Origin of the sequence: Pseudoxanthomonas sp. CF385 (genome assembly GCF_900104255.1) — a bacterium.
Classification (GTDB): Bacteria; Pseudomonadota; Gammaproteobacteria; order Xanthomonadales; family Xanthomonadaceae; genus Pseudoxanthomonas_A.
The window spans coordinates 664,932-688,281 of sequence record NZ_FNKZ01000002.1; the positions used below are offsets into that span (position 1 = coordinate 664,932).

General features: G+C 68.5%; 19 protein-coding genes and 1 riboswitch. Of the genes, 12 read left to right on the top strand and 7 right to left on the bottom strand.

The window, feature by feature from the left end:
* Window positions 1-6: 6 nt before the first annotated feature.
* Both BLT45_RS13375 and BLT45_RS13380 read left to right on the top strand, forming a co-directional pair.
* On the top strand, window positions 7-3,108 hold the full coding sequence (locus tag BLT45_RS13375; RefSeq protein WP_139188018.1) for a ligand-binding sensor domain-containing diguanylate cyclase: 3,102 nt from the start codon (window positions 7-9) through the stop codon (window positions 3,106-3,108).
* Window positions 3,109-3,197: 89 nt separating this feature from the next.
* Complete coding sequence (locus BLT45_RS13380; RefSeq protein WP_254771912.1) at window positions 3,198-4,166, top strand: alpha/beta fold hydrolase; 969 nt, start codon at window positions 3,198-3,200, stop codon at window positions 4,164-4,166.
* A gap of 6 nt (window positions 4,167-4,172) precedes the next feature.
* Here the strand turns inward: BLT45_RS13380 and BLT45_RS13385 are convergent, their stop codons facing one another.
* From BLT45_RS13385 to BLT45_RS13395, 3 genes are read right to left on the bottom strand one after another with little or no spacing between them, the layout of a single operon-like run.
* Window positions 4,173-5,249 carry a homoserine dehydrogenase family protein gene (locus BLT45_RS13385; protein WP_093300887.1) on the bottom strand — a complete coding sequence of 359 codons (1,077 nt, stop codon included), beginning with the start codon at window positions 5,247-5,249 and terminating at the stop codon, window positions 4,173-4,175.
* Window positions 5,246-6,469 (bottom strand): O-succinylhomoserine (thiol)-lyase, encoded by a 1,224-nt coding sequence (locus tag BLT45_RS13390; protein WP_093300889.1) that lies wholly within the window; start codon window positions 6,467-6,469, stop codon window positions 5,246-5,248. Before BLT45_RS13390 ends, BLT45_RS13385 begins: the two co-directional genes overlap by 4 nt.
* Window positions 6,466-7,512: a homoserine O-succinyltransferase MetX gene (locus tag BLT45_RS13395; protein ID WP_093300892.1), complete on the bottom strand. Its 1,047-nt coding sequence runs from the start codon at window positions 7,510-7,512 to the stop codon at window positions 6,466-6,468. Before BLT45_RS13395 ends, BLT45_RS13390 begins: the two co-directional genes overlap by 4 nt.
* A gap of 86 nt (window positions 7,513-7,598) precedes the next feature.
* Window positions 7,599-7,715: riboswitch (SAM riboswitch) on the bottom strand.
* A 114-nt stretch (window positions 7,716-7,829) separates the two neighbouring features.
* On the opposite strand from BLT45_RS13395, the gene BLT45_RS13400 reads away from it, so the two are divergent.
* The 6 genes from BLT45_RS13400 (at window position 7,830) to BLT45_RS13430 (ending at window position 14,739) form a co-directional block, all read left to right on the top strand.
* Window positions 7,830-8,921 carry an NHL repeat-containing protein gene (locus tag BLT45_RS13400; protein WP_175455848.1) on the top strand — a complete coding sequence of 364 codons (1,092 nt, stop codon included), beginning with the start codon at window positions 7,830-7,832 and terminating at the stop codon, window positions 8,919-8,921.
* Window positions 8,918-9,847: a peptidoglycan DD-metalloendopeptidase family protein gene (locus BLT45_RS18175; RefSeq protein ID WP_175455849.1), complete on the top strand. Its 930-nt coding sequence runs from the start codon at window positions 8,918-8,920 to the stop codon at window positions 9,845-9,847. Before BLT45_RS13400 ends, BLT45_RS18175 begins: the two co-directional genes overlap by 4 nt.
* 73 nt (window positions 9,848-9,920) lie before the next feature.
* Window positions 9,921-11,537, top strand: a complete 1,617-nt coding sequence (locus tag BLT45_RS13415) for a peptide chain release factor 3 (protein WP_093300897.1) — start codon at window positions 9,921-9,923, stop codon at window positions 11,535-11,537.
* Window positions 11,538-11,666: 129 nt separating this feature from the next.
* On the top strand, window positions 11,667-11,909 hold the full coding sequence (locus BLT45_RS13420) for a hypothetical protein (protein WP_139188020.1): 243 nt from the start codon (window positions 11,667-11,669) through the stop codon (window positions 11,907-11,909).
* A gap of 110 nt (window positions 11,910-12,019) precedes the next feature.
* Window positions 12,020-12,697 (top strand): PAQR family membrane homeostasis protein TrhA, encoded by a 678-nt coding sequence (locus tag BLT45_RS13425; RefSeq protein ID WP_093300900.1) that lies wholly within the window; start codon window positions 12,020-12,022, stop codon window positions 12,695-12,697.
* Window positions 12,698-12,795: 98 nt separating this feature from the next.
* On the top strand, window positions 12,796-14,739 hold the full coding sequence (locus tag BLT45_RS13430; protein ID WP_093300902.1) for an AsmA family protein: 1,944 nt from the start codon (window positions 12,796-12,798) through the stop codon (window positions 14,737-14,739).
* Between the two features lie 9 nt (window positions 14,740-14,748).
* Here the strand turns inward: BLT45_RS13430 and BLT45_RS13435 are convergent, their stop codons facing one another.
* The 3 genes from BLT45_RS13435 to mtgA are packed head-to-tail and all read right to left on the bottom strand — an operon-like array spanning window position 14,749 to window position 16,948.
* On the bottom strand, window positions 14,749-15,177 hold the full coding sequence (locus BLT45_RS13435) for a CBS domain-containing protein (RefSeq protein WP_093300905.1): 429 nt from the start codon (window positions 15,175-15,177) through the stop codon (window positions 14,749-14,751).
* Entirely contained in the window at window positions 15,137-16,168 is a 1,032-nt protein-coding gene (locus BLT45_RS13440) for a glycosyltransferase family 2 protein (RefSeq protein ID WP_093300908.1), read from the bottom strand. Before BLT45_RS13440 ends, BLT45_RS13435 begins: the two co-directional genes overlap by 41 nt.
* A 3-nt stretch (window positions 16,169-16,171) precedes the next feature.
* Entirely contained in the window at window positions 16,172-16,948 is a 777-nt protein-coding gene (mtgA, locus tag BLT45_RS13445) for a monofunctional biosynthetic peptidoglycan transglycosylase (protein WP_093300911.1), read from the bottom strand.
* A gap of 53 nt (window positions 16,949-17,001) precedes the next feature.
* On the opposite strand from mtgA, the gene BLT45_RS13450 reads away from it, so the two are divergent.
* From BLT45_RS13450 to BLT45_RS13465, 4 genes are all read left to right on the top strand, one after another.
* Window positions 17,002-18,294, top strand: a complete 1,293-nt coding sequence (locus BLT45_RS13450; RefSeq protein WP_175455850.1) for an aspartyl/asparaginyl beta-hydroxylase domain-containing protein — start codon at window positions 17,002-17,004, stop codon at window positions 18,292-18,294.
* The gene (locus BLT45_RS13455; protein ID WP_093300917.1) at window positions 18,291-19,172 is read left to right on the top strand and encodes an Hsp33 family molecular chaperone HslO; all 882 of its coding nucleotides are present in this window, start codon (window positions 18,291-18,293) and stop codon (window positions 19,170-19,172) included. Before BLT45_RS13450 ends, BLT45_RS13455 begins: the two co-directional genes overlap by 4 nt.
* Window positions 19,173-19,291: 119 nt before the next feature.
* Window positions 19,292-20,155: an XOO1806 family protein gene (locus BLT45_RS13460; protein WP_093302085.1), complete on the top strand. Its 864-nt coding sequence runs from the start codon at window positions 19,292-19,294 to the stop codon at window positions 20,153-20,155.
* On the top strand, window positions 20,106-21,767 hold the full coding sequence (locus tag BLT45_RS13465) for a sulfotransferase (RefSeq protein ID WP_093300920.1): 1,662 nt from the start codon (window positions 20,106-20,108) through the stop codon (window positions 21,765-21,767). Before BLT45_RS13460 ends, BLT45_RS13465 begins: the two co-directional genes overlap by 50 nt.
* Here the strand turns inward: BLT45_RS13465 and BLT45_RS13470 are convergent.
* Window positions 21,761-23,350 carry a methyltransferase regulatory domain-containing protein gene (locus BLT45_RS13470; RefSeq protein ID WP_093300923.1) on the bottom strand — a complete coding sequence of 530 codons (1,590 nt, stop codon included), beginning with the start codon at window positions 23,348-23,350 and terminating at the stop codon, window positions 21,761-21,763. The genes BLT45_RS13465 and BLT45_RS13470 overlap by 7 nt on opposite strands.

A 23,350-nucleotide genomic window follows, 5' to 3' on the forward strand; every position in this document is an offset into this window, starting at 1 on the left:
CAGCCCGTGGACAAGACCCGCCGCGGCTGGCCCTCCTGGCGACGCCGACTGGCGGTTTGGTGCCTGCCCTTGCTGGGCGGCATGGCGGCGCTGTGCCCGTCCGCCCACGCCCTGGACCCGTCCAAGTCGTTCCATCACTACGTCCGCAACCACTGGAGCCTGGAACAGGGCCTGCCGCAGCTCAGCGTGCTGGCGATCGCCCAGGACAAGCCGGGCTATCTCTGGTTCGGCACGCAGGCGGGCCTGAGCCGGTTCGATGGCGTGCGTTTCACCAACTTCGACCTGGACAACACGCCCGAGCTGCCCAGCACCTGGATCCAGGCATTGCGCACCGACCGCGAAGGCCGTCTGTGGATCGGCACGCCGCAGGGGCTGGCGGTGCGCGAAGGCAACCGCATCCGCGCCGTGCCGCTGGCGCCGGGCGAGCCGCCCGGTGTGGTGGACGTGTTCGCCCTGTCGTCCGATGCGGCGGGCCGCCTGCTGGTGGCCACCAGTCGCGGGGTCATGGTCGTCGCCGACGGCCGCCTGAAGCTGCTTCACGCGATCCCGGACGGCGGTGCGCTGGCATTGCACGTCGATGAGGACGGCACCCTGTGGGTGGGCGGTCGCGGACGCGTCCATCTGTTCGATGGCGGCGGCGAGCGCGCCCTGCCCTTGCCCGCCGCCGCCTCGCTGTCCACGATCACGTCGCTGGCGCGCCACGACGGCCGCGTATGGGCCGGCAGCGATGCCGGTCTGTTCGTCCTGATGGGCCGCCAGTGGCACCGCCATGGCGACCTCGCCACCGCCGGCAGCGGCATCCTCGCCCTGCACAACGACCGCGACGGCATCCTCTGGGCGAGCACCCGCGATACGGTCTACCGCCTGCGCGCGGGGCGCCTGCTGGAGCGCATCCGCGGCGACGGTCCGCTGGCCGAAGTCCGCGCGTTCTACGAAGACCGCGAATCCAACCTCTGGCTCGGCAGCAACAACGAAGGCGTCAGTCGCGCCTGGAACGGATGGACGCGCCGCTACAGCCGGGCCGAGGGCTTGCTGCAGCCGTTGCTCTGGGCGACGGCACAGGGCCCCGACGGCCGCATCTGGGTGGGCAGCGATGATGGTGTGAGCGTGCTCGAACACGGCCGCTTCCGCCTGCAGGTTCCCGGCCCCGCCCTGCCCCATCCCGCTGCGTACAGCCTGCTGCCGGAGAACGGGCAGACCTGGATCGGCACGCGCGACGGCGCGGCGCTCTATCGCGACGGTCGCCTGCAGCGGCCTCGCGCGCTCGCGGCGATGGATGCGGCGCAGGTGAACGGCATCGTGCGCGACAGGCAGGGGCGGCTGTGGTTCGCCACCAGTACGGGGCTGTACCGCTGGGACGGCGGCGACCGCATGCGTCGCTACGCGACGGACGCCGGCCTGCGCGACGTGCGCGTCCGCGTCCTGCTGGAAACCCGCGATGGCCGCTTGCTGGTGGGCACGCAGAGCGGTCTGTACGAGTTCGTCGACGAACATCTGGTACCGATCCCGCTCACCGGCACCGGCGTGGAGGCGCCGCACATCGTCGCCCTGCATGAGCTGGCCGGCGGCCAGTGGCTCGCCGGCGCGCTGTCGGAAGAAGTGATGCTGGTGTTCGACGGCCAGCGCTGGACGCGCCTGGACAAGGCGCGCGGCATTCCCGCGAACGCGCCGTTCTTCTTCGGCGAGGACGAGACCGGCTTCCTCTGGGTCGGAGGACTGCGTGGCATCTACCGGGTAGCCGTGGCCGACATCCTCACCGCCACGCAGGATCCCGCCTTCCGCGTCACGACCCGCACGCTGCTCAACGAACGCGGCGACCGCCACGGCGGCCAGAAGGGCGACTGCTGCAATGGCGCCGGCAACAGCCGCGGCTTCATGGTCGACAACGCGCTGTGGCTGCCGACCCGCGACGGCGTGGTGGTGATGGCGACCGACCAGCCGCTGGACAACGCATACGTTCCCGAGTCGGTGATCGAACGCGTGCAGGTCCAGGGCCGGTGGCGGCCCGCGGACGCGGCCGCGATATGGTCGCTGCCCAACGCCGCGCGCGACCTGCGTTTCGAGTTCACCACGCTCAGCTTCCAGGCCTCGGACCACATCGACATCCGCTACCGGCTGAAAGGCTACGACGAGGAATGGAAGCTGCTGGACGATCCGCACCAGCGCAGCGCGACCTACACCAACCTGCCGGCCGGGCACTACGTGTTCGAGGTGCTCGGCACCAACAACAGCGGGGTCTCCGGGCGCGCGGCCGCGACCCAGGCGTTCACCATCGCACCGTACTTCTACGAGAACCCCTGGTTCTACGTACTGCTGGCGATGGCCCTCGGCGTGCTGGTGCTGCTCTCCAACCGGTGGGTGCTGAGGCGGCACAACAACCGGAGCGCTGCGCTGGAGCGCCTGGTGCAGCAGCGCACGCTGGACCTGCAGCAGGCCAACCGCCAGTTGGAAGCGATCAGCCTCACCGACCCACTGACGGGGCTGCACAACCGACGCTATCTGACCCGGCAGCTGCCCGCCGACATCGCCTACTACGAACGCATGCCGAAGTTCGCCACGGGCGCGGACGTGCTGGCCTTCGTGTTGCTCGACATCGATCACTTCAAGTCGATCAACGACGGCCACGGCCACCAGGCGGGCGACCACGTGCTGCAGACGGTCGCGCACCGCCTGCGCACCCTGTCCCGCGACGGCGACTACGTGATCCGCTGGGGCGGCGAAGAGTTCCTGATGGTGTTCCGGCCGATGCCGCGACACGACCTGCACGCGCTCGGCCGCCGCATCTGCACCGCCATCGCGGCCGAACCCGTGGAGGTCGCCGGCACGCGCCTGCAGGTGACGGCCTCGCTCGGCGTGATCGGGTATCCGCCTTTCCCCGACGCGCCCAACCTGCTGGGCTGGGAACAACTCGTTTCGCTTGCCGATCGCGCGCTTTACGAGGTCAAGGCGCACGGGCGCAATGGCTGGGCGCTGTACGAAGCGACGTCGCCGTCTTCGCCGTTGCCCGATGCCGAGCATGTGCGTCGCGATCCCGGCGAACTGATCCGCCAGGGCCACTTGGTCCTGCGCGGCCCGCACCACCCCGCATCGCCGACGCCATCGGATTGACGGCATCGCAACATGTCCGCGTTACGCTGGCGCCCCACGTTGCGGATCCTTCCATGAAGATCGTGTCCCCGATGCTCGCCTTCGCGGCGATGGCTGTCGCCAGTGCGTCGATTGCCCAGCCCGCGCCCGCTGCCCGCTACGGCGCGCGGCTCGAAGGCTTCGACTATCCGCATCCGGTGCGGACCTTCGCGTTCGCCTCGCAGGACCAGCCGCTCGAGATGGCCTATCTCGATGTCGCCCCCGCCAGACCGAACGGCCGAACCGTCGTGCTGCTGCACGGCAAGAACTTCTGCGCGGCCACCTGGGGCGCGACGATCGCCGCGCTGGCCGGGGCGGGTTACCGGGTGATCGCACCGGACCAGATCGGCTTCTGCAAGTCGAGCAAGCCGCCGCGCTACCAGTACTCCTTCGCCCAGCTCGCCGGCAATACCCATGCCTTGCTCGAGCAGCTTGGCATCGAGCGCGCAACGATCGTCGGCCACTCGATGGGCGGCATGCTGGCGGCGCGCTATGCGCTGCAGTATCCGCAGGCGACCGAACGCCTGCTGCTGGTCAACCCGATCGGCCTGGAAGACTGGAACGCCGAAGGCGTGCCATGGCGGAGCCTGGACGCCTGGCATGCACGCGAGCAGAAAACGACGTTCGACAGCCTTCGCGACTACCAGCGCATCGTGTACTACGGCGGCGACTGGAAGCCGGCGTACGAGCAGTGGGTGCAGATGCTGGGCGGCATGTACGCCGGCGACGGCGGCACGGCCGTGGCCTGGAGCCAGGCACTGACCTCGGACATGGTGTTCAACCAGCCGGTGATCTACGAATTCCCGCGCATCACCGCACCGACCACATTGCTCATCGGCCAGAAGGACCGCACCGCCATCGGCAAGGACCTGGCGCCGCCGGACGTCGCGAAGCGCCTGGGCGACTATCCGGCGCTGGGCAAGCGCGCGGCGGCGGCGATACCGGGCGCGACGCTGGTGGAGTTCGAAGACCTGGGGCACTCGCCCCAGGTGGAAGCGCCGGCACGCTTCAACGCCGCGCTGGTGTCCGCGCTGGAGTAGGCGCGATCAGCGCGCCGCCGCGATGGCCAGCACGTCGTCCAGCAACGCGGCTGCGGTGATGCCGGCACCGGCCCCCGGACCCTGCACGACCAGCGGCTGTTCGTCGTAGCGGTCGCTGTAGATCGCCACGCGGTTGTCGGTGCCGCTACCGCCGCACAGCGGATGGTCCGCCGGCAGCACCTGCAACCCGACGCTCGCGCGTTCGGTATCGAAGCGGCCGACGAAACGCAGACGGCCGCCGTTGCGGTAGGCGTCCTTGAAGCGCACGGCCAGCGGCGCATCCAACTGGCCGAGGGCGGCGTCCACGCCCTCCAGCGGAAGCGCAGCGAGTTCGGCCGGCACCAGTGATTCCACGCGCACGTCCGACTGCTCCAGCGGCAGGCCCGCGGCGCGCGCGAGGATCAGCAGCTTGCGGCGCACGTCTTCGCCGGACAGGTCGATGCGCGGGTCGGGTTCGGTGTACCCGGCCTGCCGCGCCTGCCGCACGAAATTGGAGAACGGACGCATGCCGTCGTAGTGGTTGAACAACCAGGCCAGCGAACCGGAGAGCACGCCTTCCACGCGATGGATGCGGTCGCCACCGGCCACCAGCGCGCGCAGGCTGCGCAGCAGCGGCAGTCCCGCACCGACGGTGGCCGCCTCGCCATAGCGCGCACCGGCGTCCGCAGCGGCCTGCGCAATGGCCTGCGCACGCGACAACGTGCTGCCGGCGCCGAGTTTGTTGGCCGTCACGACGTGCACGCCGCGCGACAGCCACTCGGCATGCCAGCCCGCAACCGCATCGCTGGCGGTGGCATCGACGACGATGTCGCCGGCGTGCAGCGCCTCGGCCTCCGCCCACGGCGGCAGATCATCGGTCCGCGCCGCCGCGCGATTGGCGTCGTCCAGTGCGCGCTGCGGCGAGCCCGCGCAGTCGTGCAAGGCGCGCGAATTCGCCAGCCAGGCCAGCGATGGCAATGGACGCTCGGCAGCCTGCAGGCGCTCGTAGCGCGTGACGAGTGCACTGCCCACCACGCCGGTGCCGAGCAGCGCGAGCCGCGGTGCGCGACGCGCCGGTGTACGCAGCGGGACGACCGTGCTCATGCGTCGGCGAGCCTGCGTTTGGAGTCGGCCACCACCGCTTCGGCGCGTGCCAGGGCGGCACCGATGTCGGCCAACAGGTCGTCGGTGGCTTCGATGCCGACCGACAGGCGCAGCAGGCCATCGGAGATGCCGGCCTTGGCGCGCGCTTCCGGCGTCATGGCCGCGTGCGTCATCGTCGCCGGGTGCGCGACCAGGCTTTCCACGCCGCCCAGCGATTCGGCCAGGGTGAAGTAGCGCAGGCCCTCGACGAAGGCACGCACCGCCTCTTCGCCCCCCTCGAGTTCAACGCTCAGCATCGCGCCGAAGCCCTTCTGCTGGCGCGCGGCCACCGCGTGACCGGGGTGCGCCGCCAGGCCGGGGAAGTAGACCTTCGACACCGCCGGATGCGCGTCCAGCAGCGCGGCGATGGCATCGGCATTCTCCTGGTGCACGCGCAGGCGCGCGTCCAGCGTGCGCAGCCCGCGGAGGGTCAGGAAGCTGTCGAACGGCGAGCCGGTCAGGCCCAGCGCATTCGCCCACCACACCAGCTGCTGGTGGGTATCCGCATCGCGCGCCACCACGGCGCCACCGACCACGTCGCTGTGGCCGTTGATGTACTTCGTGGTGGAGTGCAGCACGACGTCGGCGCCGAAGGCGATCGGTGTCTGCAGGGCCGGCGACAGGAAGGTGTTGTCCACCACGGTGCGGGCGCCGGCCTTGTGCGCGGCTTCGATGACGAAGCGCAGGTCGGTGATGCGCAGCAGCGGATTCGACGGCGTCTCGATCAGCACCAGCTTGGGCGACTGCGCCAGCGCGTCGGCCAGCGAGCGCGGATCGGTGAGGTCGGCGGTGATCAGTTCGAAGTGGCCCTTCCTGGCCAGCGCGTTGAACAGGCGCCAGCTGCCGCCGTACGCGTCGTGCGGCACCACCAGGCGGTCGCCCGGCTCCAGCAGTGCGTTCAGCACCAGGGTGATGGCGCCCATGCCGGTCGCGGTGACGACGGCGCCGGCGCCGCCCTCGAGCTCGGCCAATGCCTCGCCCAAGAGGTCGCGCGTGGGATTGCCGCTGCGGGTGTAGTCGTACTCGCGCTTCTGCGCGAAGCCGGCGAAGCTGAAATTCGACGACAGCACGATCGGCGGCGTCACCGCGCCGTAGGCGGTGTCGCGGTCGATCCCGGCGCGCACGGCGGCGGTGGCAGGACGACAGGGCGCGTCGGCGTCGGTGGGGGTGTAGCTGCTCATGCGGAATCTCCGGCGGCGCGCAGGGCCGAGGTGAGGATGGAATCGATGCGGTCGGTTTCTTTCAGGAAGGCGTCGTGGCCGTAGGGCGAGCGCAGCACGCGCAGCTGGCCCAGTGTGCCGAGGCCTTCCACCAGCGCCACGGAATCGGACAACGGCACCAGGCGGTCGCCTTCCACGGCGACCACCAGGGTGGGCACGCGGACGTCGGCGGGATCGACGCGGTGCAGGTCGATGGATTCGGACAGGCGCACATAGGCGTTCACCGGCGTGCGCGCCACATACTGCGCGCCGGCGGCGTCCAGGTAGTCCTCGGCGGCCACGCGCACGCGGCCATTGACGATCTCCGGTGCCGTGTCGAAACGCTCGCCGAATTCCTCCGGCGTGCGGTAGCTCAGCATCGCGAACTGGCGCGCCAGCGACAGCCCTTGCGCGTCGGCGCACTGGAGCTGGCCCAGCGTCACCGCGCGGCGCTGCAGCGCGCGCCAGGCGGCGGCATAGGGATGGGCGCGGTGCGCACCGCTGACGGCGATCAGCTTCTCGACGCGTTCCGGATGGCGCACCGCGAACTGCAGGCCGACCAGCGCGCCGTAGGAATAGCCGACGAAGGCGTGCAGGCGCGCGATGCCCAGCGCGGACAGCAGCTTGGCGATGGCGTCGGCCTGGTCGGCGGTATCGATCGGGGCGTCGAGGCGGCCATCGGCGCCGACGAAGTCGAAGGCGAGCAATTGCCTGCGCGCAGGGTCCAGCGCGCGGTCCGCGCCGACCAGCTCATTGAGCCAACCGGCCTCGGCGAAGACCTCGCCGGCGGCGAGGTGGCGATGCGCCGAAATGCCGCCAGCCACGAACACCACCGGCGCGCCCACCACGCCCTGCAGCTCGTAGCGCAGCGTCACCGCACGGGTGCCGGCGTGGCGCATCTGCAGCTCGACCACGACCTCGCCCCGTACGGCGCGCGGCACGTCATCCTGGAACGAGGGAATCGCGACGCCGTCGATGGACGACGGTTCGACGAGGCGGTTCAGTGCGGGACTGGCGTAACTCATGGCGGCTTCCGGTGGGCATCCCTCGCGGGACGGGACTGCACCACCGAGCTTCGCGGAGCTCGCGTTCGCCGTGCGAGGCACGGTACGAACCATCTTCCGGCAGACGCTGAGGTCCCCGCAGGATTTGGCACCACCACGGCGCTTGCGCGTCGCTGGCTGCCCCGGCTTCTTCGGGCCTGTCCCTCTGCCGGTCTCGATGGTGAGAGTACTTTGCCCCGCCCCTGGACGGATGTCAATCGCTTTATTCGGATGAAGCGATGAACTTTGAAGCCGGTCACCCTGCCCGGCATCCGCGGGTATCCCGCATAATTCGCGCCATGATCCGGAAATGCCTCATCGGCGGTCTCTGCGCGGTGCTCCTGGCCGCCTGCTCCACCGCCCCCCTGCACACCTCCACCCCCCCTGCGCCCGCCCCCAAGACCGCGGCCGACGCCATCGTCCCGGAGGCCTGGGTCTCCGAACCGGTGCCCGGCGACGAACTCGACTCCCTGGTCGCCTGGCCGACCGAGGACGGCACGGTCTGGCTGATCGCCACCGCCAAGGCCACCCACCACCTGGCCCTGTACGACGCCGACACCGGCCAGCGCCTGCGCACCGTCGGCGGTCCCGGCACGGCCGTGGGCCAGTTCAACCGCCCCAACGGCATCGCCGTGTTCGGCGACCTGCTGTTCGTCGCCGAACGCGACAACCATCGCGTCCAGGCGTTCCGCCTGCCCGAATTCGCGCCGCTGGGCGCGTTCGGCGCCGACGTGCTGCGTGCGCCCTATGGCCTCTGGGTGCACGAAACCGCGCCCGGCGAACTGGAGCTGCTGGTGACGGACAGCTTCATGGCCGATTTCCGCACGATGACCCTGCCGCCGATGGCCGAACTTGCCGGGCGCGTGAAGCGCTTCCGCGTCAGCGTGGAGGACGGCGGCAAGCTGGAGGCTTCGCTGCTCGGCCAGTTCGGCGACACCGGTCCGGCCGGCGCGTTGCGCATGGTGGAGTCGATCGCCGGCGACCCCGTGCACGCGCGCCTGCTGATCGCCGAGGAAGACCGCCGCGTGGGTTCGACGCTGCGTGACTACTCGCTGGCGGGGCAGTACCGCCGCCACAGCCTGCCCACGTTCGACGCCGATGCCGAAGGCATCGCGCTGTGGTCCTGCAGTGCCGAGGACGGGTACTGGATCGCGGTCGACCAGCTGACGCCGACCCGCTTCCGCGTGTTCGATCGCGCGACGCTGGCCCCGGCCGGCGTGTTCTCCGGCCGCGTGACCGCCAACACCGATGGCGAGGCCGTCTACGCCATGCCCACCCCGCGCTTCCCGGCAGGTGCGCTGTTCGCGCTGCACAACGATGTGTCGCTGGCCGCGTTCGACCTGCGCGACATCGGCCACGCCCTGGGGCTGCGCGAAGACTGCCTGCGGTGACCGGCCGGCGGGCCCTGGCGGCGCTGTGTGGCCTGGCCCTGCTGCTGGGCACGGTCGGCGATCTCGCCGCCGCCCGCCTCTACCGCTGGAAGGACAAGCAGGGCTATACGCAATACGGCGACCAGCCGCCGCCATCCGACCAGTTGGCGGGCAGCAGCCTGGACGTGGTGCGCTTCCGCAACCCGCCCAGCGCACTGGTGCGGCTGCGCCTCGAGAAGCAGGGCCTGCGCTACGAAGCCTGGGCCGACAATCTCATGCACGGGCCCGTGGAAGTGCAGCTGGGTTTCCGCCGCCAGCGCGACGTGCGCAGCGCCCCCGTCCTCCCGGCCCGCGCCATCGTGCCGGCGCGCAGCAGCGTGCTGGTGGCCAGCATCAGCGTGACCGATCCCCTGCGCGGCGGGGATTTCGAACTGACCCTCGACGGCATGCCCGGCGACCCCGGTAGCCGACCGCAGGACTACGACTACCGCCTGCCGTTCGACTACGGGCGCGTGCGTGTCGACCAGGGCCCCGGCGGGCGTTTCAGCCACAGCGATGCGCAGAACCTGCATGCGGTGGATTTCGCGGTGCCGGAAGGCACGCGGATCGTCGCCGCACGCGAAGGGCTGGTGATGCAGGTGGAATCCGATTTCGACAAGGCCGGCCTGAACCGGGAGAAATACGGCGGCCGGGCGAACTTCATCCGCATCCTGCATTCGGACGGCAGCATGGCGCTGTACGCCCACCTGAAGGCGGAAGGCGCGCAGGTGCGCGTGGGCCAGTACGTGCGCAAGGGCCAGTACATCGGCCTGTCGGGGAACACGGGCTTTTCCACCGCGCCCCATCTGCATTTCGTGGTGCAGGCCAACCGGGGCATGCGCCTGGAATCGGTGCCCTTCCGGATGTTCGGGCCGCTGGGCCAGCTGCAGTTCCCGTCCGCGCGCTGACCGGCGACCCTGTCCGCACCCGGTATAATCGCGCCCTTCCCGCCTTTCCAGCGCCCGTCCGGGCGTCCGACCCATGTCCGATCCGAAAAGCGCCGTGGCCAACGAAGCCACCCGTCGCCGCACCTTCGCCATCATTTCCCACCCCGACGCCGGCAAGACCACGCTGACCGAAAAGCTGCTGCTGTTCGGCGGCGCGATCCAGATGGCCGGCTCGGTGAAGGGTCGCAAGGCCGCGCGCCACGCGACCTCGGACTGGATGGCGCTGGAGAAGGAGCGCGGCATCTCGGTCACCTCGTCGGTGATGCAGTTCCCGTACGAAGGCAAGATCATCAACCTGCTCGACACGCCGGGCCATGCCGACTTCGGCGAAGACACCTACCGCGTACTGACCGCCGTCGACAGCGCGCTGATGGTCATCGACGTGGCCAAGGGCGTGGAAGAGCGGACGATCAAGCTGATGGAAGTCTGCCGCCTGCGCGACACGCCCATCATGACCTTCATCAACAAGCTGGACCGCGAAGGCAAGGATCCGATCGACCTGCTGGACGAGGTGGAAAGCGTGCTGGGCATCCAGTGCGCGCCGGTCACCTGGCCGATCGGCATGGGCCAGCGCCTGAAGGGCGTGGTCCACCTGATCACCGGCGAAGTGCACCTGTACGAACCCGGCCGCAACTTCACCCGCCAGGACTCCACCATCTTCGCCTCGCTGGACGACCCGCAGCTGGAAGCGCGCATCGGCAGCGAGATGCTGGCCGCGCTGCGCGACGAACTGGAACTGGTGCAGGGCGCCAGCCATCCCTTCGACAAGCAGGCCTACCTGGACGGCAAGCAGACACCGGTGTTCTTCGGCTCGGGCGTCAACAATTTCGGCGTGCAGCCGCTGCTGGATTTCTTCGTCGAACACGCTCCGTCGCCGCTGGCGCGCGAGACCACCGGCCGCGAAGTGCAGCCGGACGAGAACAAGCTCACCGGCTTCGTGTTCAAGATCCAGGCCAACATGGACCCGCAGCACCGCGACCGCGTGGCCTTCATGCGCGTCTGCTCCGGCCGTTTCGAAGCCGGCATGAAGACCTTCCATGTGCGCAGCGGCAAGGAGATGAAGCTGGCGAACGCGCTGACCTTCATGGCCAGCGACCGCGAGATCGCCGCCGAGGCGTATCCCGGCGACGTGATCGGCATCCACAACCACGGCACCATCTCGATCGGCGACACGTTCACCGAGGGCGAGGCGCTGTCGTTCACCGGCATCCCGAACTTCGCGCCGGAACTGTTCCGCCGCGCGCGCCTGCGCGATCCGCTCAAGCTCAAGCAGCTGCAGAAAGGGCTGGCGCAGCTGAGCGAGGAAGGCGCCACCCAGTTCTTCCGCCCGTTGATGAGCAACGACCTGATCCTCGGCGCGGTCGGCGTGCTGCAGTTCGACGTGGTGGCGTACCGCCTGAAGGACGAGTACGGCGTGGATGCGTCCTTCGAGAATGTCAGCGTGGCCACGGCACGCTGGATCCGCTGCGACAACGCGAAGAAGCTGGAAGAGTTCCGCGACAAGAATGCGATGAACCTGGCCCTGGACGCGGCGGGCCAGCTGGTCTATCTGGCGCCGACGCGGGTCAACCTGCAGCTGGCCCAGGAACGCGCGCCGGACGTGCAGTTCCTGGCCACCCGCGAACACGCGCACGCGGTCGAGGTGGGCTGACCGGCGGGGGTGCCCGTATTTCGTCGGTTACGCCTGCAACGACGCGCCCCGCCCCCGATTCCTCCGGTCACGCCGATCCGCTAGGCTTGGCGGGCCGCCATCCGGCGGCATCAATCGGGGAGATCAGGGATGTATTTTCTAGGGGCATTGCTGCTGCTGGTGGGCGCCATCTGGATGACCGTCAACGCCGCCAAGAAGGACGGCGCGGTGGCGGCGATCCTGTGCTTCATCTGCGGCTTCTACACGATCTATTACGGCATCAAGAACTTCGCCGAGAACAAGGTGCCGCTGATCCTGTTCCTGGTGGGCCTGGCGGTGTGCATCGTCTTCCGCCCGGACATGGCGGCGATGAGCGGCGCCGCGGCGATCTGACCCGCCGTCCCGCGCGGCGGAGGGCTCCGGCCACGCCGGAAGCCCTCCTGCCGCTGACTGGCGGCGGCGCCGGTCATGCAGCCCGTGCTGCATTGCGGTAACGTGGCCGCATGAGCCGCTCCTCCTCCTTCCAGGCCCTGCGCGCGCGCAAGCGGGCCGACCATCTCGTCGACGTGCGCGACGAGATCGCCAGCGCGCTGACGCACGGACTGGGCGCGGTCGCCGCGCTGGCCGGCGGCGCGGTCCTGATCACCCTGGCGGCAATCTACGGCGACGGCTGGCAGCTGGGTGCATCGATCGTCTTCGGCATCACGCTGCTGCTGCTCTACACCGCGTCCACGCTGTACCACGCCATCCAGCATCCGGTGGCGAAGGGGCGCTTGAAGGTATTCGACCACTGCGCCATCTACCTGCTGATCGCGGGCACGTACACGCCGTTCACCCTGATCGGACTGCGTGGTCCGTGGGGCTGGGGCCTGTTCGCGGCGATCTGGACGCTGGCCATCGCCGGCGTGATCTTCAAACTCTTCTATACCGGCCGCTTCAAACTGCTGTCCACGGCCATCTACATCGCGATGGGTTGGCTGGTGGTGGTCGCGATCAAGCCGATGCTGCAGTCCATCGACGGATGGACGCTGGGATGGCTGTTCGCCGGCGGCCTGTTCTATACGCTCGGCACCTTCTTCTACCATCGCGAGTCGATCCGCTACTCGCATGCGATCTGGCACCTGTTCGTCATCGGTGGCAGCGTCTGCCATTTCGTGGCCGTGACGAAGCAGGTGCTCTGACGCGCGTGTGAAGCCTTCGCGAGGTTCATGTCCCGCACATGAACCGATGACCGAAGGTTTCGCGGCACGTAAACACGCCGGCCCCAACCATGGGGGCCATGGACGACGCGCACCGCCCCCGCCGTTTCGCTCTGCGCCCCCTCTCGCGGTCACGCGCCGTCGTGCTGGGGATTCTCGCGGCCCTCATCGTCGTCGGCGCACTGCTGTTCGAATGGAACTGGCTGCGCGGGCCGATCGAACGCATCGTGACGTGGAAGACCGGTCGCAGCTTCGACATCGGCGGCAACCTCGATGTCGATCTCGGGCGGGTGACGACGGTGCGCGCCGATGCCTTGAGCTTCGGCAATGCGGCGTGGTCGAAGACGCCGGCCATGGCCGTGGCCGACCGCGCGGAGTTGAGCGTGGAGGTCTGGCCGCTTATCTTCAGCCGCGAGACGCGACTGACGTCCATCCGCCTGACAAAACCCCGGTTGCGCCTCGAGTTCGGCCCCGATGGCACGGGCAACTGGGTGTTCGGCGACAGCTCGGGCGAGAGCCGCATCCGCTATGACGGGCTCTGGATCGACGAGGGGCGGCTGGTCTTCGTGGATCCGCAGCGCCGCACCGACCTGGACATCCTGCTGAACAGCGTCGCTGGCGGGAACGCCACTTCGCCGCCCGTCGATGTGAAGGGCAAGGGCCGCTGGGCCGGCAATGCCTTCACGGTGGGCGGCCGCGTCGAATCCCCACTCGCCCTGCGCCAGACGGACAAGCCCTATCGCATCGATCTGCGCGCGACCGCGGGTCCGACACGGGCGCATGCCCGCGGGACGGTGCTCGATCCGTTCCGGCTGCGCGACTTCGACCTGCGGCTCATGCTCGCCGGCCAGAACCTGGAGGACCTGTTTCCCCTGATCGGGGTGGCCACGCCGCCCACGCCTCCGTATCGCCTGGACGGCCGCTTCACCCGCGACGGCAACACCTGGCACTACGACGATTTCACCGGCGTCGTGGGCGACAGCGATCTGGGCGGTTCGGCGGCCGTCACCGTGGGCCGCGAGCGACCGCTGTTGAAGGCGAACCTGGTGTCGAAGCGCCTGGATTTCGACGACCTGGCGGGCTTCGTCGGCGCACCGCCGCAGACCGGCGGCGCAGAAGCGAGCAATGCGGAACAGCGCGAGGAATCCGCCGAACTCGCGGTCGATGCGCGCGTGCTGCCGGACACGCCCTACGACTTGACCAAGCTGCGCGCGATGGACGCGGACGTGCGCTGGAAGGCGCACCGCATCAATGCGTCCAAGCTTCCCATCGACGACATGGACGCGCACCTGCTGCTGGATGCCGGCCTGTTGCGCCTGGAGCCACTGAATTTCGGCGTCGCGCAAGGCGACATCCGTTCCACGATCCGGATGGATGCGCGCAGCGACACCATCCGCACGCGCGCCGACATCGCGGTGCGCGGCCTGGACCTCGGCAAACTGTTTCCCACCGCGCAGCTGACCCAGAGCGCGATCGGCCGGATCGGCGGCAACGTATCGCTCACCGGCACCGGCAACTCGATCGCCGGCATCCTCGGCACGGCGAACGGCGATGTCGCCCTCGGCATGGGGCGTGGTCAGGTCAGCAACCTGCTGATGGAACTGGCCGGCCTCGATATCGCCGAAGCCCTGAAGTTCCTGCTGACCAAGGACCGGACCGTCGGGGTGCGCTGCGCGTTCGGCGATTTCGCGGTGAAGGACGGCGTGATGCAGACGCGTACGCTGGCCTTCGACACCACCGATACGATCATCGTCGGCAAGGGGCAGGTGAGCCTGAAAGAGGAATCGCTCGACCTCGAGCTGAAGCCGCGCCCGAAGGACCGGAGCATCTTCGCCCTGCGTTCGCCGCTGGTCATCGGCGGGACGTTCAAGGACCCGTCGTTCCGCCCGGACTTCAAGCGCCTCGGCCTGCGTGGCGCGACCGCGTTGGTGCTGGCGAGCATCACCCCGCCGGCCGCACTGCTGGCGACGATCGAAGTGGGACCGGGCGAAGACAGCGGCTGTGGCGGGCAATACGCGAAGTAGCGGCGCGACTCAGCCCGCGATGTAGCGCTGCAGTTGGTCCAGCTCCACCTGCTGGTCCTCGATGACCGCCTTGACCAGGTCGCCGATCGAGATCACGCCGACCACGGCATCGCCTTCGCTGACAGGAAGGTGGCGGATGCGGTGCGTCGTGACGACCTGCATGCAGTGGTCGATGGTGTCGTCCGGGCGCACCGTGACCACCTTCGCCGTCATGATGTCGCGCACCGGGGTGTTGGACGAGGAACGCCCCTGCAGCACCACCTTCCGCGCGTAGTCGCGCTCGGACACGATGCCGCACAGCCGCGGCCCCTGCATGGCCAGTACCGCGCCGATACCCTTTTCCGCCATCAGCTTGATGGCGTCCAGAACCGAGGCGTCGGGCGATACCGAGAAGACTTCAGGGGTCTTGGACCCCAGCAAATGACGAACCGTGCGCATGGCGATCTCCGGGGTGGGGAGCAGGTCGATCCGATGCCGGCAAGGATACTCCTGCCGCCCCCGGTTGCCACGTATCCACCAGGTAGAGCGGCCGCTGCTTGGACTCTTCGTACAAGCGGCCCAGGTACTCGCCGATCAGCCCCAGTGCCACCAGCTGCATGCCGCCCAGGAACAGGATCACCGTCATCATCGTCGGCCAGCCGGCCACCGGATCGCCCCACAGCAGCGCTTTCAGCACGATCCAGATCGCGAACGCGAACGCCAGGATCGCGGTCAGCACGCCGACGTAGGTTGCCATCCGCAGCGGCGCGGTGGAGAAACTGGTGATGCCTTCGAGGGCGAAGTTCCACAGCTTCCAGAACCCGAAGCTGCTGTGCCCGGCCACCCGCGCCTCGCGGTGATAAGGGATGGCGATCTGGTTGAAGCCGACCCAGCCGAACAGGCCCTTCATGAATCGGTGGCGCTCGCGGAGTTCGCGCAGCGCCGCGAGCGCCCGCGGCGACAGCAGCCGGAAATCGCCGGTGTCGGCCGGGATCGGCGTCTTGGAGAGGCGACCGATCACGCGATAGAACGCGTGCGCGGTGCTGCGCTTGATCCAGCTTTCGCCTTCACGCTCCACCCGCGTGCCATGCACGTTGTCGTAGCCCGCCTGCCATTGGCGCACGAACTCGCCGATCAGTTCCGGCGGATCCTGGCCATCGGCGTCGAGGATCAGCGCGGCGCCCGCCTGCACGCGGTCGAGTCCCGCCGTCAGCGCCGCCTCCTTGCCGAAGTTGCGCGACAGGCGCAGCGCCGACACCCGCGGATCGGCCGCGACCAGCGCCTGGAGTACCGCCCAGGTCCCGTCCTGGCTGCCGTCATCGACATACAGCACGCGGCCGTCGACGCCGGACAATCCGTTCAGTGCCGCCGCGAGGCGCGGCTGCAGCAGCGGGATCGCCTGGGCTTCGTTGTAGGCGGCGATCACCACCGTCAGCAGGGGTGCGTGCATGCGTTACAGGGCCTCCAGGTATGCCTTGCCGCCCAGTTGCCCGACCTGCCGCTGGATCCAGCGCGCGCGGCGTTGCACGTAGGGGCCGGGGTTGGCGGCGTTGTAGCGCCGGGGCGCCGGCAACACGGCGGCCAGGCGCGCGCTCTCGGCCGGACCGAGGCGTGCCGCGTCCTTGTTGAAGAAACGCACGGCCGCCGCCTGGCCACCGTACACGCCGTCGCCGAACTCGGCGACGTTGGCATAGACCTCGAGGATCCGCGATTTCGGCCACAGCGTCTCGATCAGCAGCGTGTACCAGACTTCCAGACCCTTGCGTGCCCAGCGCGACACCCGGTTCTGGCCTTGCCAGAGGAACAGGTTCTTGGCGACCTGCTGGCTGATGGTGCTGGCGCCGCGCAACCGGGTCACCGGCCGTCCGCGCTTTTCGGCGCGCGCCGTCATCTTCTTGTTGTGGGCCTGCGCCTTCTCGATGGCGGCCAGGTCGAAGCCATGGTGCGCGGCGAAGTTCTGGTCCTCGGCCGCCACCAGCGATACCGGCAGCGTGGCCGCCATCCGGTCGAGGTCGCGCCAGTCGTGCGCCAGGCGGAAGCCCCAGTCGCCCTGGCCCCATGCCTCGAGCTGGCGAGCGGCCATGAACGCTGTGAACGGCGGATCGATGAAGCGAAGCGCCAGCACCTGCAGGACCGTGACCAGCACGAACGCCAGCGGCAGCTTCCAAAGCCAGGGGAGCAGGCGTCGGCGCCGTCTTGGAAGCAGGGAATCGTCTGATTTTGAGAGCATGGCGTCCAAATGCGAGAATGTTAGCCTCAACAACCTGCTGGTCAATCGCCTCCATGAACACGTCCGCCGAGTCCCAGGTCGCTGCCTTGATGAGGGAAGGCGATCAACTGGCCCAGAGCGGCCAGGCCATTTCGGCGGCGGTACGCTGGCACAAGGTGCTGGAACTCGAACCGGATTTCCCCCCGGCGCTCAACCACCTGGCGATGCAGGCCATGCAGCGGGGCGATCTGTCCCAGGCGCGCGATCTGCTGCAACGTGCCGTAGCGGCGGCACCGGACTATACGATGGCGCATGCGAACCTGTCCCGCGTGCATTCGGCCCTGGGCGATTCCGACGCGGCGCTGGTACAGATCAATGCCGCGATCAGGGCCGAACCGGTCGCCTGGGGCGTGCACGTCGAGAAGGCCCGCCTGCTCGAAGAGCGGGGCAACATGCGCGGGGCGGCCGCGTCGTACAGCTCGGCGATGACCTACATGCCCGAGGCCGCCAGACAGGCGCCCGAGCTGCAGCCGTTGATTGAGCACGCGCAGCGCTTGGTCACCGAAAACCGGGCGCAGCTGCGCGAGTTCCTGATGTCCCGCATGGGGGACCTGCTGCGCACCGGGTCCCCGCGTCAGCTGGAGCGTTTCCAGCACAGTCTGGATGTCGTCACGGGGCGCCGCGACATGGCGCTGTCGAAACCGCTGACCCTGCCCTTTCCCCGCCTGCCGTCGATCCCGATCTTCCACCGCGAGGATTTCGATTGGGCGCCAGCCGTCGAGGCCGCCTACCCCGACATGCTGCGCGAGCTGCAGTCCCTGCTGGAAGAACAGGCGGAATTCGTCCCCTACGTCGAGATGTCGCATTACGAGCCCAAGGGCCAGTTCGCCCCATTGGATCGCAATCCGGACTGGGGCGCGTACTACTTCTGGAAGAGCGGCAAGCTCGACGAAGAGCATGCGCGGCGCTGTCCGAAGACCGTCGCCGCGCTGATGGACCACGCGCCCATGTGCACCGTGCCCGACCGCGCACCGGTCACGTTCTTCTCCGCGCTCAAGCCCGGCACCCACATCGCGCCCCACCACGGCGCGACCAACACCCGCCTCACGGTCCACATGCCGCTGATCATCCCGCCCGACTGCGCCCTGCGCGTCGGCGGCGAAACGCACGTATGGAAACCCGGCGAACTGGTCATGTTCGACGACACCATCCTCCACGAGGCCTGGAACAACAGCGATCGCCTGCGCGTGGTGCTGATTTTCGACGTGTGGCATCCGATGCTGACGCCCTTGGAACGGGAACTGGTCACCCACACTATTCAGGGGATGCTCGACTACAACGGCCGCGACACCATGGGTGAACTCTGAACGACTTCCTGACCCGCTTCCTGCTGCCCGGCGCCGGCGTGCGCGGCGTCGCCGTACGCCTGGACGACACCTGGCGGACCGTGTCCGGCCGTGCCGAGTACCCGGCGGCCGCGCACGAACTCCTGGGCGAAGCCATCGCGGCCAGCGTGCTGTTCACCGGACACACCAAGGTCGACGGCCGCCTGTCCATCCAGCTCCGCAGCCAGGGCGCCCTGCGCACCCTGTTCGCCGAGTGCACGGCGGCCGGCACCGTACGGGGCATCGTCCAGTTGCAGGAAGGGCAAGACGCTCCCCGCGACCTGCGTGATCTCGGTGAAGACGCCCTGCTGGCCATCACCATCGAAAACCCGGGCCTGGACCCGCGGGAGCCCCAGCGCTACCAGAGCCTGGTCTCCCTGCAGTCCAGCCGGCTGGCGGAGGCGTTCGAAGACTATTTCCGCCAGTCGGAGCAGCTGCCGACCCGCCTGCTGCTGGCAGTCGACGAGGGCCGCGCCTGCGGCCTGATGCTGCAGAAGCTGCCGGGCGACGAGGGCGATGCGGACGGCTGGAACCGCGCCGGCGCCCTCTTCGACACCCTCCGGGAACCCGAGCTCCTGGCGCTCCCCACCCGGGAGCTGCTGCATCGGCTGTTTCACGAGGAATCCCTGCAAATACTGACCGAGCGCCCAGTTCGCTTCGGCTGCTCTTGTTCCCGCGAGCGGGTTGCGAGCATGCTGCAGTCGTTGGGGGAGGAAGAAGCGACCGCGGCACTGGCCGACGGCGTGGCGGAAGTCCGTTGCGAGTTCTGTGGGCAGGAGTATCGGTTCAGTCCTGCCCAGATCGCGGAACTTTTCAGCCTGCCGCCGGTCGATGTGGAAGCGCCGGGTCGGTTGCAGTAGCCCGGCCGTCGGGCAGCCGCCCCCGGGGACTTGTTAAAGAAACATAAACGGCATAGCATCAGTTCCCCTTCGGGAGGGGAACTCCAGGTCGTCCCAGGAGTCTGAAGCGAGCCATGAACCTGCGTAGCCTCACACTGTCGCTTGCCCTGCTGCTCGCCTCCGGCGTGGCAGCGGATGCGCATGCGCAGAAGGCGCCACGCAAGCCGGCTGCGGATCCCCAAGCGACCGCCCTCCCCATCTGGAACAACGACGGCAAGGTCGAAGCGGTACTGCTGCTCGAACCCACGGGCCAGGCCGAAGCCGGTGCCCGCTGGCGGTTGGGGCGCAACACCCTGACCACCGCGTTCGGGCTCGACAGCGGGGACTCCCTGGGCCTGGTCTGCAATCGTAAGGCGGGGGTCGTCGGCAACATCGGCAACCTGGCCAGCCACTGCATGCTCGCCACCCTCGGCGACGAGGACGACGACACCGACAGCCAGCGCATCGGCGCGTCGGCGATCCTGAGCCGCCCGGGCGGCAAGCTGGGCCTCTCGGCCGGCACCGGGCGCGACACGCTGCCGGCCTGGCTGTCTTCCGGCCGCGCGGCAGGCCGCATCGAACAGAACGATCTGGCGGTGTTCGGCCAGAAGAACATCGGTCGCGAAGGGTTTGTCTCGATCGGTGGTGCCGTGGCGAAGGCCACGCTGGTACCCGTTTCGGATGTGCCGGCGTTCGCCGACCGCTGGAACACGCGCAGCGTCACCGTCGGGGGTGGCTATGGCCCCTTCAGCGCCAACATCATCGGCCGCGTCGTGGACGTCCCGGGCCAGCCCGGCAAATGGGAAGGCCTTGGCCTTGGCGTGACCTGGCGTACACCGTGGAGCGGCCAGCTGACGGTGGGCGCAGAGAATGTCATCACCCGCGGCAAGAACCCCTTCTCGCTGACCAACGAGAATGCCGACGAAGGCACCGTGCCTTACGTCCGTTACGAGCAGGATCTGTAATTTGTCCACCCATGACGGGTCGTCCGCGTCTCGCGGACCGCGCGCTAGCGTCGAAAACAGGCTCCTCAGAGTACGCAGCCTGCTGACGGCGGGCGATCTGCCGGGCGCTCGGGCGATCAGCGATTCCATCCTGGCCGAGCACCCGGGCGATGCCGGCGCCCTTATCCAGCGCTCACGGCTGGAATCGATGGACGACAACTACCGGGTGGCGCGGGAGTACGCGCTGTCCGCCTGTCGCGTCGGCGTGCGCAACAAGCGGCAATGCATGTTTCTGCTGCGCCGCCTCAAGACCTTCAATCTCATTCCCGAGCTGCACGGCTTCATCCCGCGCATTCCGCCGGAGCTGCTGCAGGACGTGGACGTCGCGCAGCTCGTGGCGCTGTTCCTGCAGACCTTGAACAAACCGCAGCTGGCGCTGCACCACCTGCAACTCGCCGATACGCACCATCCGTCCTCGGCGCCGCTGAAGTCGGATATCGGCGTGGCACTGCTCAACCTCGGGCGCTTCGAAGAAGCCGAGCAGCATTTCCGCGAGTCCTTGGACCTTCAGCCGGACCATGCGTCCGCCTGGTGGCACCTTTCGCGCCTGCACGAGAAAGGCGGCGCCGATGCTGACCAGGTGGAAGCACTGAAGCACGCGATCGCCCGCGCCACCGACCCTGGCAATGTGGCGCTGCTCGCTTATGCCCTGCATCGTGAGCTCGACAGCCTCGGCGACCACCCCGGCGCCACCGATGCGCTCGAGCAGGCGTGCACCTCGATGAGGAAGGTGGTGGCTTATTCGGGCGAGGAAGACGAGCGCTTGTTCGCGCTGCTGAAGTCGCTGCCGACGGAAGCCGGTCGCGACAGCGGGAAGGCGGACGCCCCCTTCACTCCCGTCTTCATCGTCGGCATGCACCGTTCCGGCACGACGCTGCTGGAACAACTGCTGTCCGGCCACACCGACATCTGTTCGGGCGGCGAACTCTATGACTTCACCAGCCAGCTCCGTCTGGCGGCCGACCACCATTGCAGTACCGAGCTCGACGCACAGATCGTCCAGGCCTCGCCGGACTTCGACTACGAGGCGATAGGAAGAGGCTATCTGGAGTCGGTGGATTGGCGCCGCTCCGCCGGAGAGCGTTTCGTCACCGACAAACTGCCTTCGAACTTCCTCAACATCGGCTTCATCCTCCGGGCGCTGCCCGGGGCCAAGATCCTGCACATGTCGCGCGATCCGATGGAAACCTGCTTCTCGAACCTTCGGGAACCCTTCTCGGGGACCACGTGCCGCTACTCATATGACCAGGCCGAGCTCGCCAATTACTACCGGCAGTACTTCGCCCTGATGCAGCACTGGCGTCAGCGCTTCCCCGGGCGTATCCATGACGTGACCTATGCGGCGCTGGCCACCGATCCTGCGGCGGAACTGAAGCGCGTGATGGCGTATCTGGGCACGGGATTCCAGCCGGCGATGCTGGATCCGCAATCGTCCACCGGCAGCGTCACGACGGCGAGCGCAGTGCAGGTCCGGCAGAAGCCCGGCCTGCCCCTGCGGCCCAAATGGCACGCCTATCGCGACCACCTCACCCCGTTGGCGTGGCGCTTGTCGGAGCTCGGTCAGCGTTATTGAGCCGTGTGCCGCAACAGCAGGGCGGACCCCGCCAGGCGTTGCAGCATGTCCGTCACGCGCGCTGCGGCCTGCGTCTCGATATCGTCTGCAGGCGCTGAAGCAAGACGACCCTCGCGCATCGCGGCCGCCGTGGCAGCCGCCAGTCCGTTCCGATCCAATGATCCATCCATCAGCGGGATCAGCAGGCGGTCGATATCGGTGAGCTCCACCGTGTCATGCCAGGCGTTAGCCACATGTTTCTTCTCCGGCGGGAGCGCGGCGACCTGCCGCCTGGCGACCGGATCCACGACCGGATGGTCGCTGGGCCCCGTCGCTTCGACAGGCGCCAGGCGGACTTGCGCCATGCCGCGCAGCGCCAGCCGCTCGCAAAGCTCGTCGACCGCTTCGCTCAGTATTTCGGGCGGCACCGGGTCATTTTCGCCTTGGGTGAGGGTGGCGTGGCGAATCATGTCCTCACGCGTCACCGTGCCGGGCCACGCTCGCGCAAGCGCATCCATGGCTTGCTTCAGGCCGCTGAGGCTGGCGCCGATGCTCGCCCTGTTGGGAGGTGCGACGAAGTCCTGCAACTGGCCGTCGAGACGAATGGCCCCGTCGGTGGCGGACAGGTTCGCCGCGAAGTGCATGCCGTGCAGTGTCTTGCGGTCAAGCTCCCAGCGCAGGTCCTGCGCACGCTTGGCATGCACGACCAGGGTCTGCCGAAAGACGCGACTCACGGCGAAATCCAGGTACTGCTCTACACGCACCTGATCGCCGCCGAGCGCACCGTACAGCTGCTCGGCGAGTTCCTGGCTGTAGTTGGACGGCAGCATCATCGATGGCTGCGCCTCACCCAGGTATGCGAGTCCATGCGCGCCGGTACGTTCCACGAACTCATAGAAGTAACACGGCCGGTTGTGGGGGGCGAGATACTCGTGGGCCACATAGTCCACGGGACCGTTCATGATCGAAGGCGTGCACTCGTCGACCGCCGCGGCGGTCAGGCCACCTGGCAAGGCCGTTTGCTTCAGGAAGTTGAGCATCGAACGGCCGTAGCCGACCTGCTCGTCGACAGTCGGTCGCGTACCGCCATGCATCCGCATCGCATCGCGGACGATCTCCTTCGTCTTCCAGCCCGGATACGTGTTGTAGCTGACGTAGGCGACGCCCTCGGGTGCGAGGCTACGTGCGATCAGGCGAAGGATCGCGTCCTGGACCTCGGGCGGCACCCAACTGTAGAGGCCATGGGCGATGATGTAATCGAATTCGCCGAGCGCACTGGCGTCGAGATCCAGCAGATCCGCTTCGATCAGCACGACGTTGTCGAGCCCCAGGCGCTCGACGGAGGCCTTGCCCTCAGCGACCTGGACGCCCGAAATGTCGACGCCGACCACCGAGCATCGCGGGTGGCGGAGCGCGATGGGAATGAGGTTGCCGCCCGATCCGCAGCCGAGCTCCAGCACACGCGCCGTCGCCACTTCACCGGACGGCAGGCCGAACAGGCTCGCGACGGCAGCCAGCTGTTCCGGCGCACTGTACTGGTAGGCGAACGAGCTGTACGGCAGATCGTCGTAGCGCGCCCTGGTTTCTTGATTGACGGATTTCAT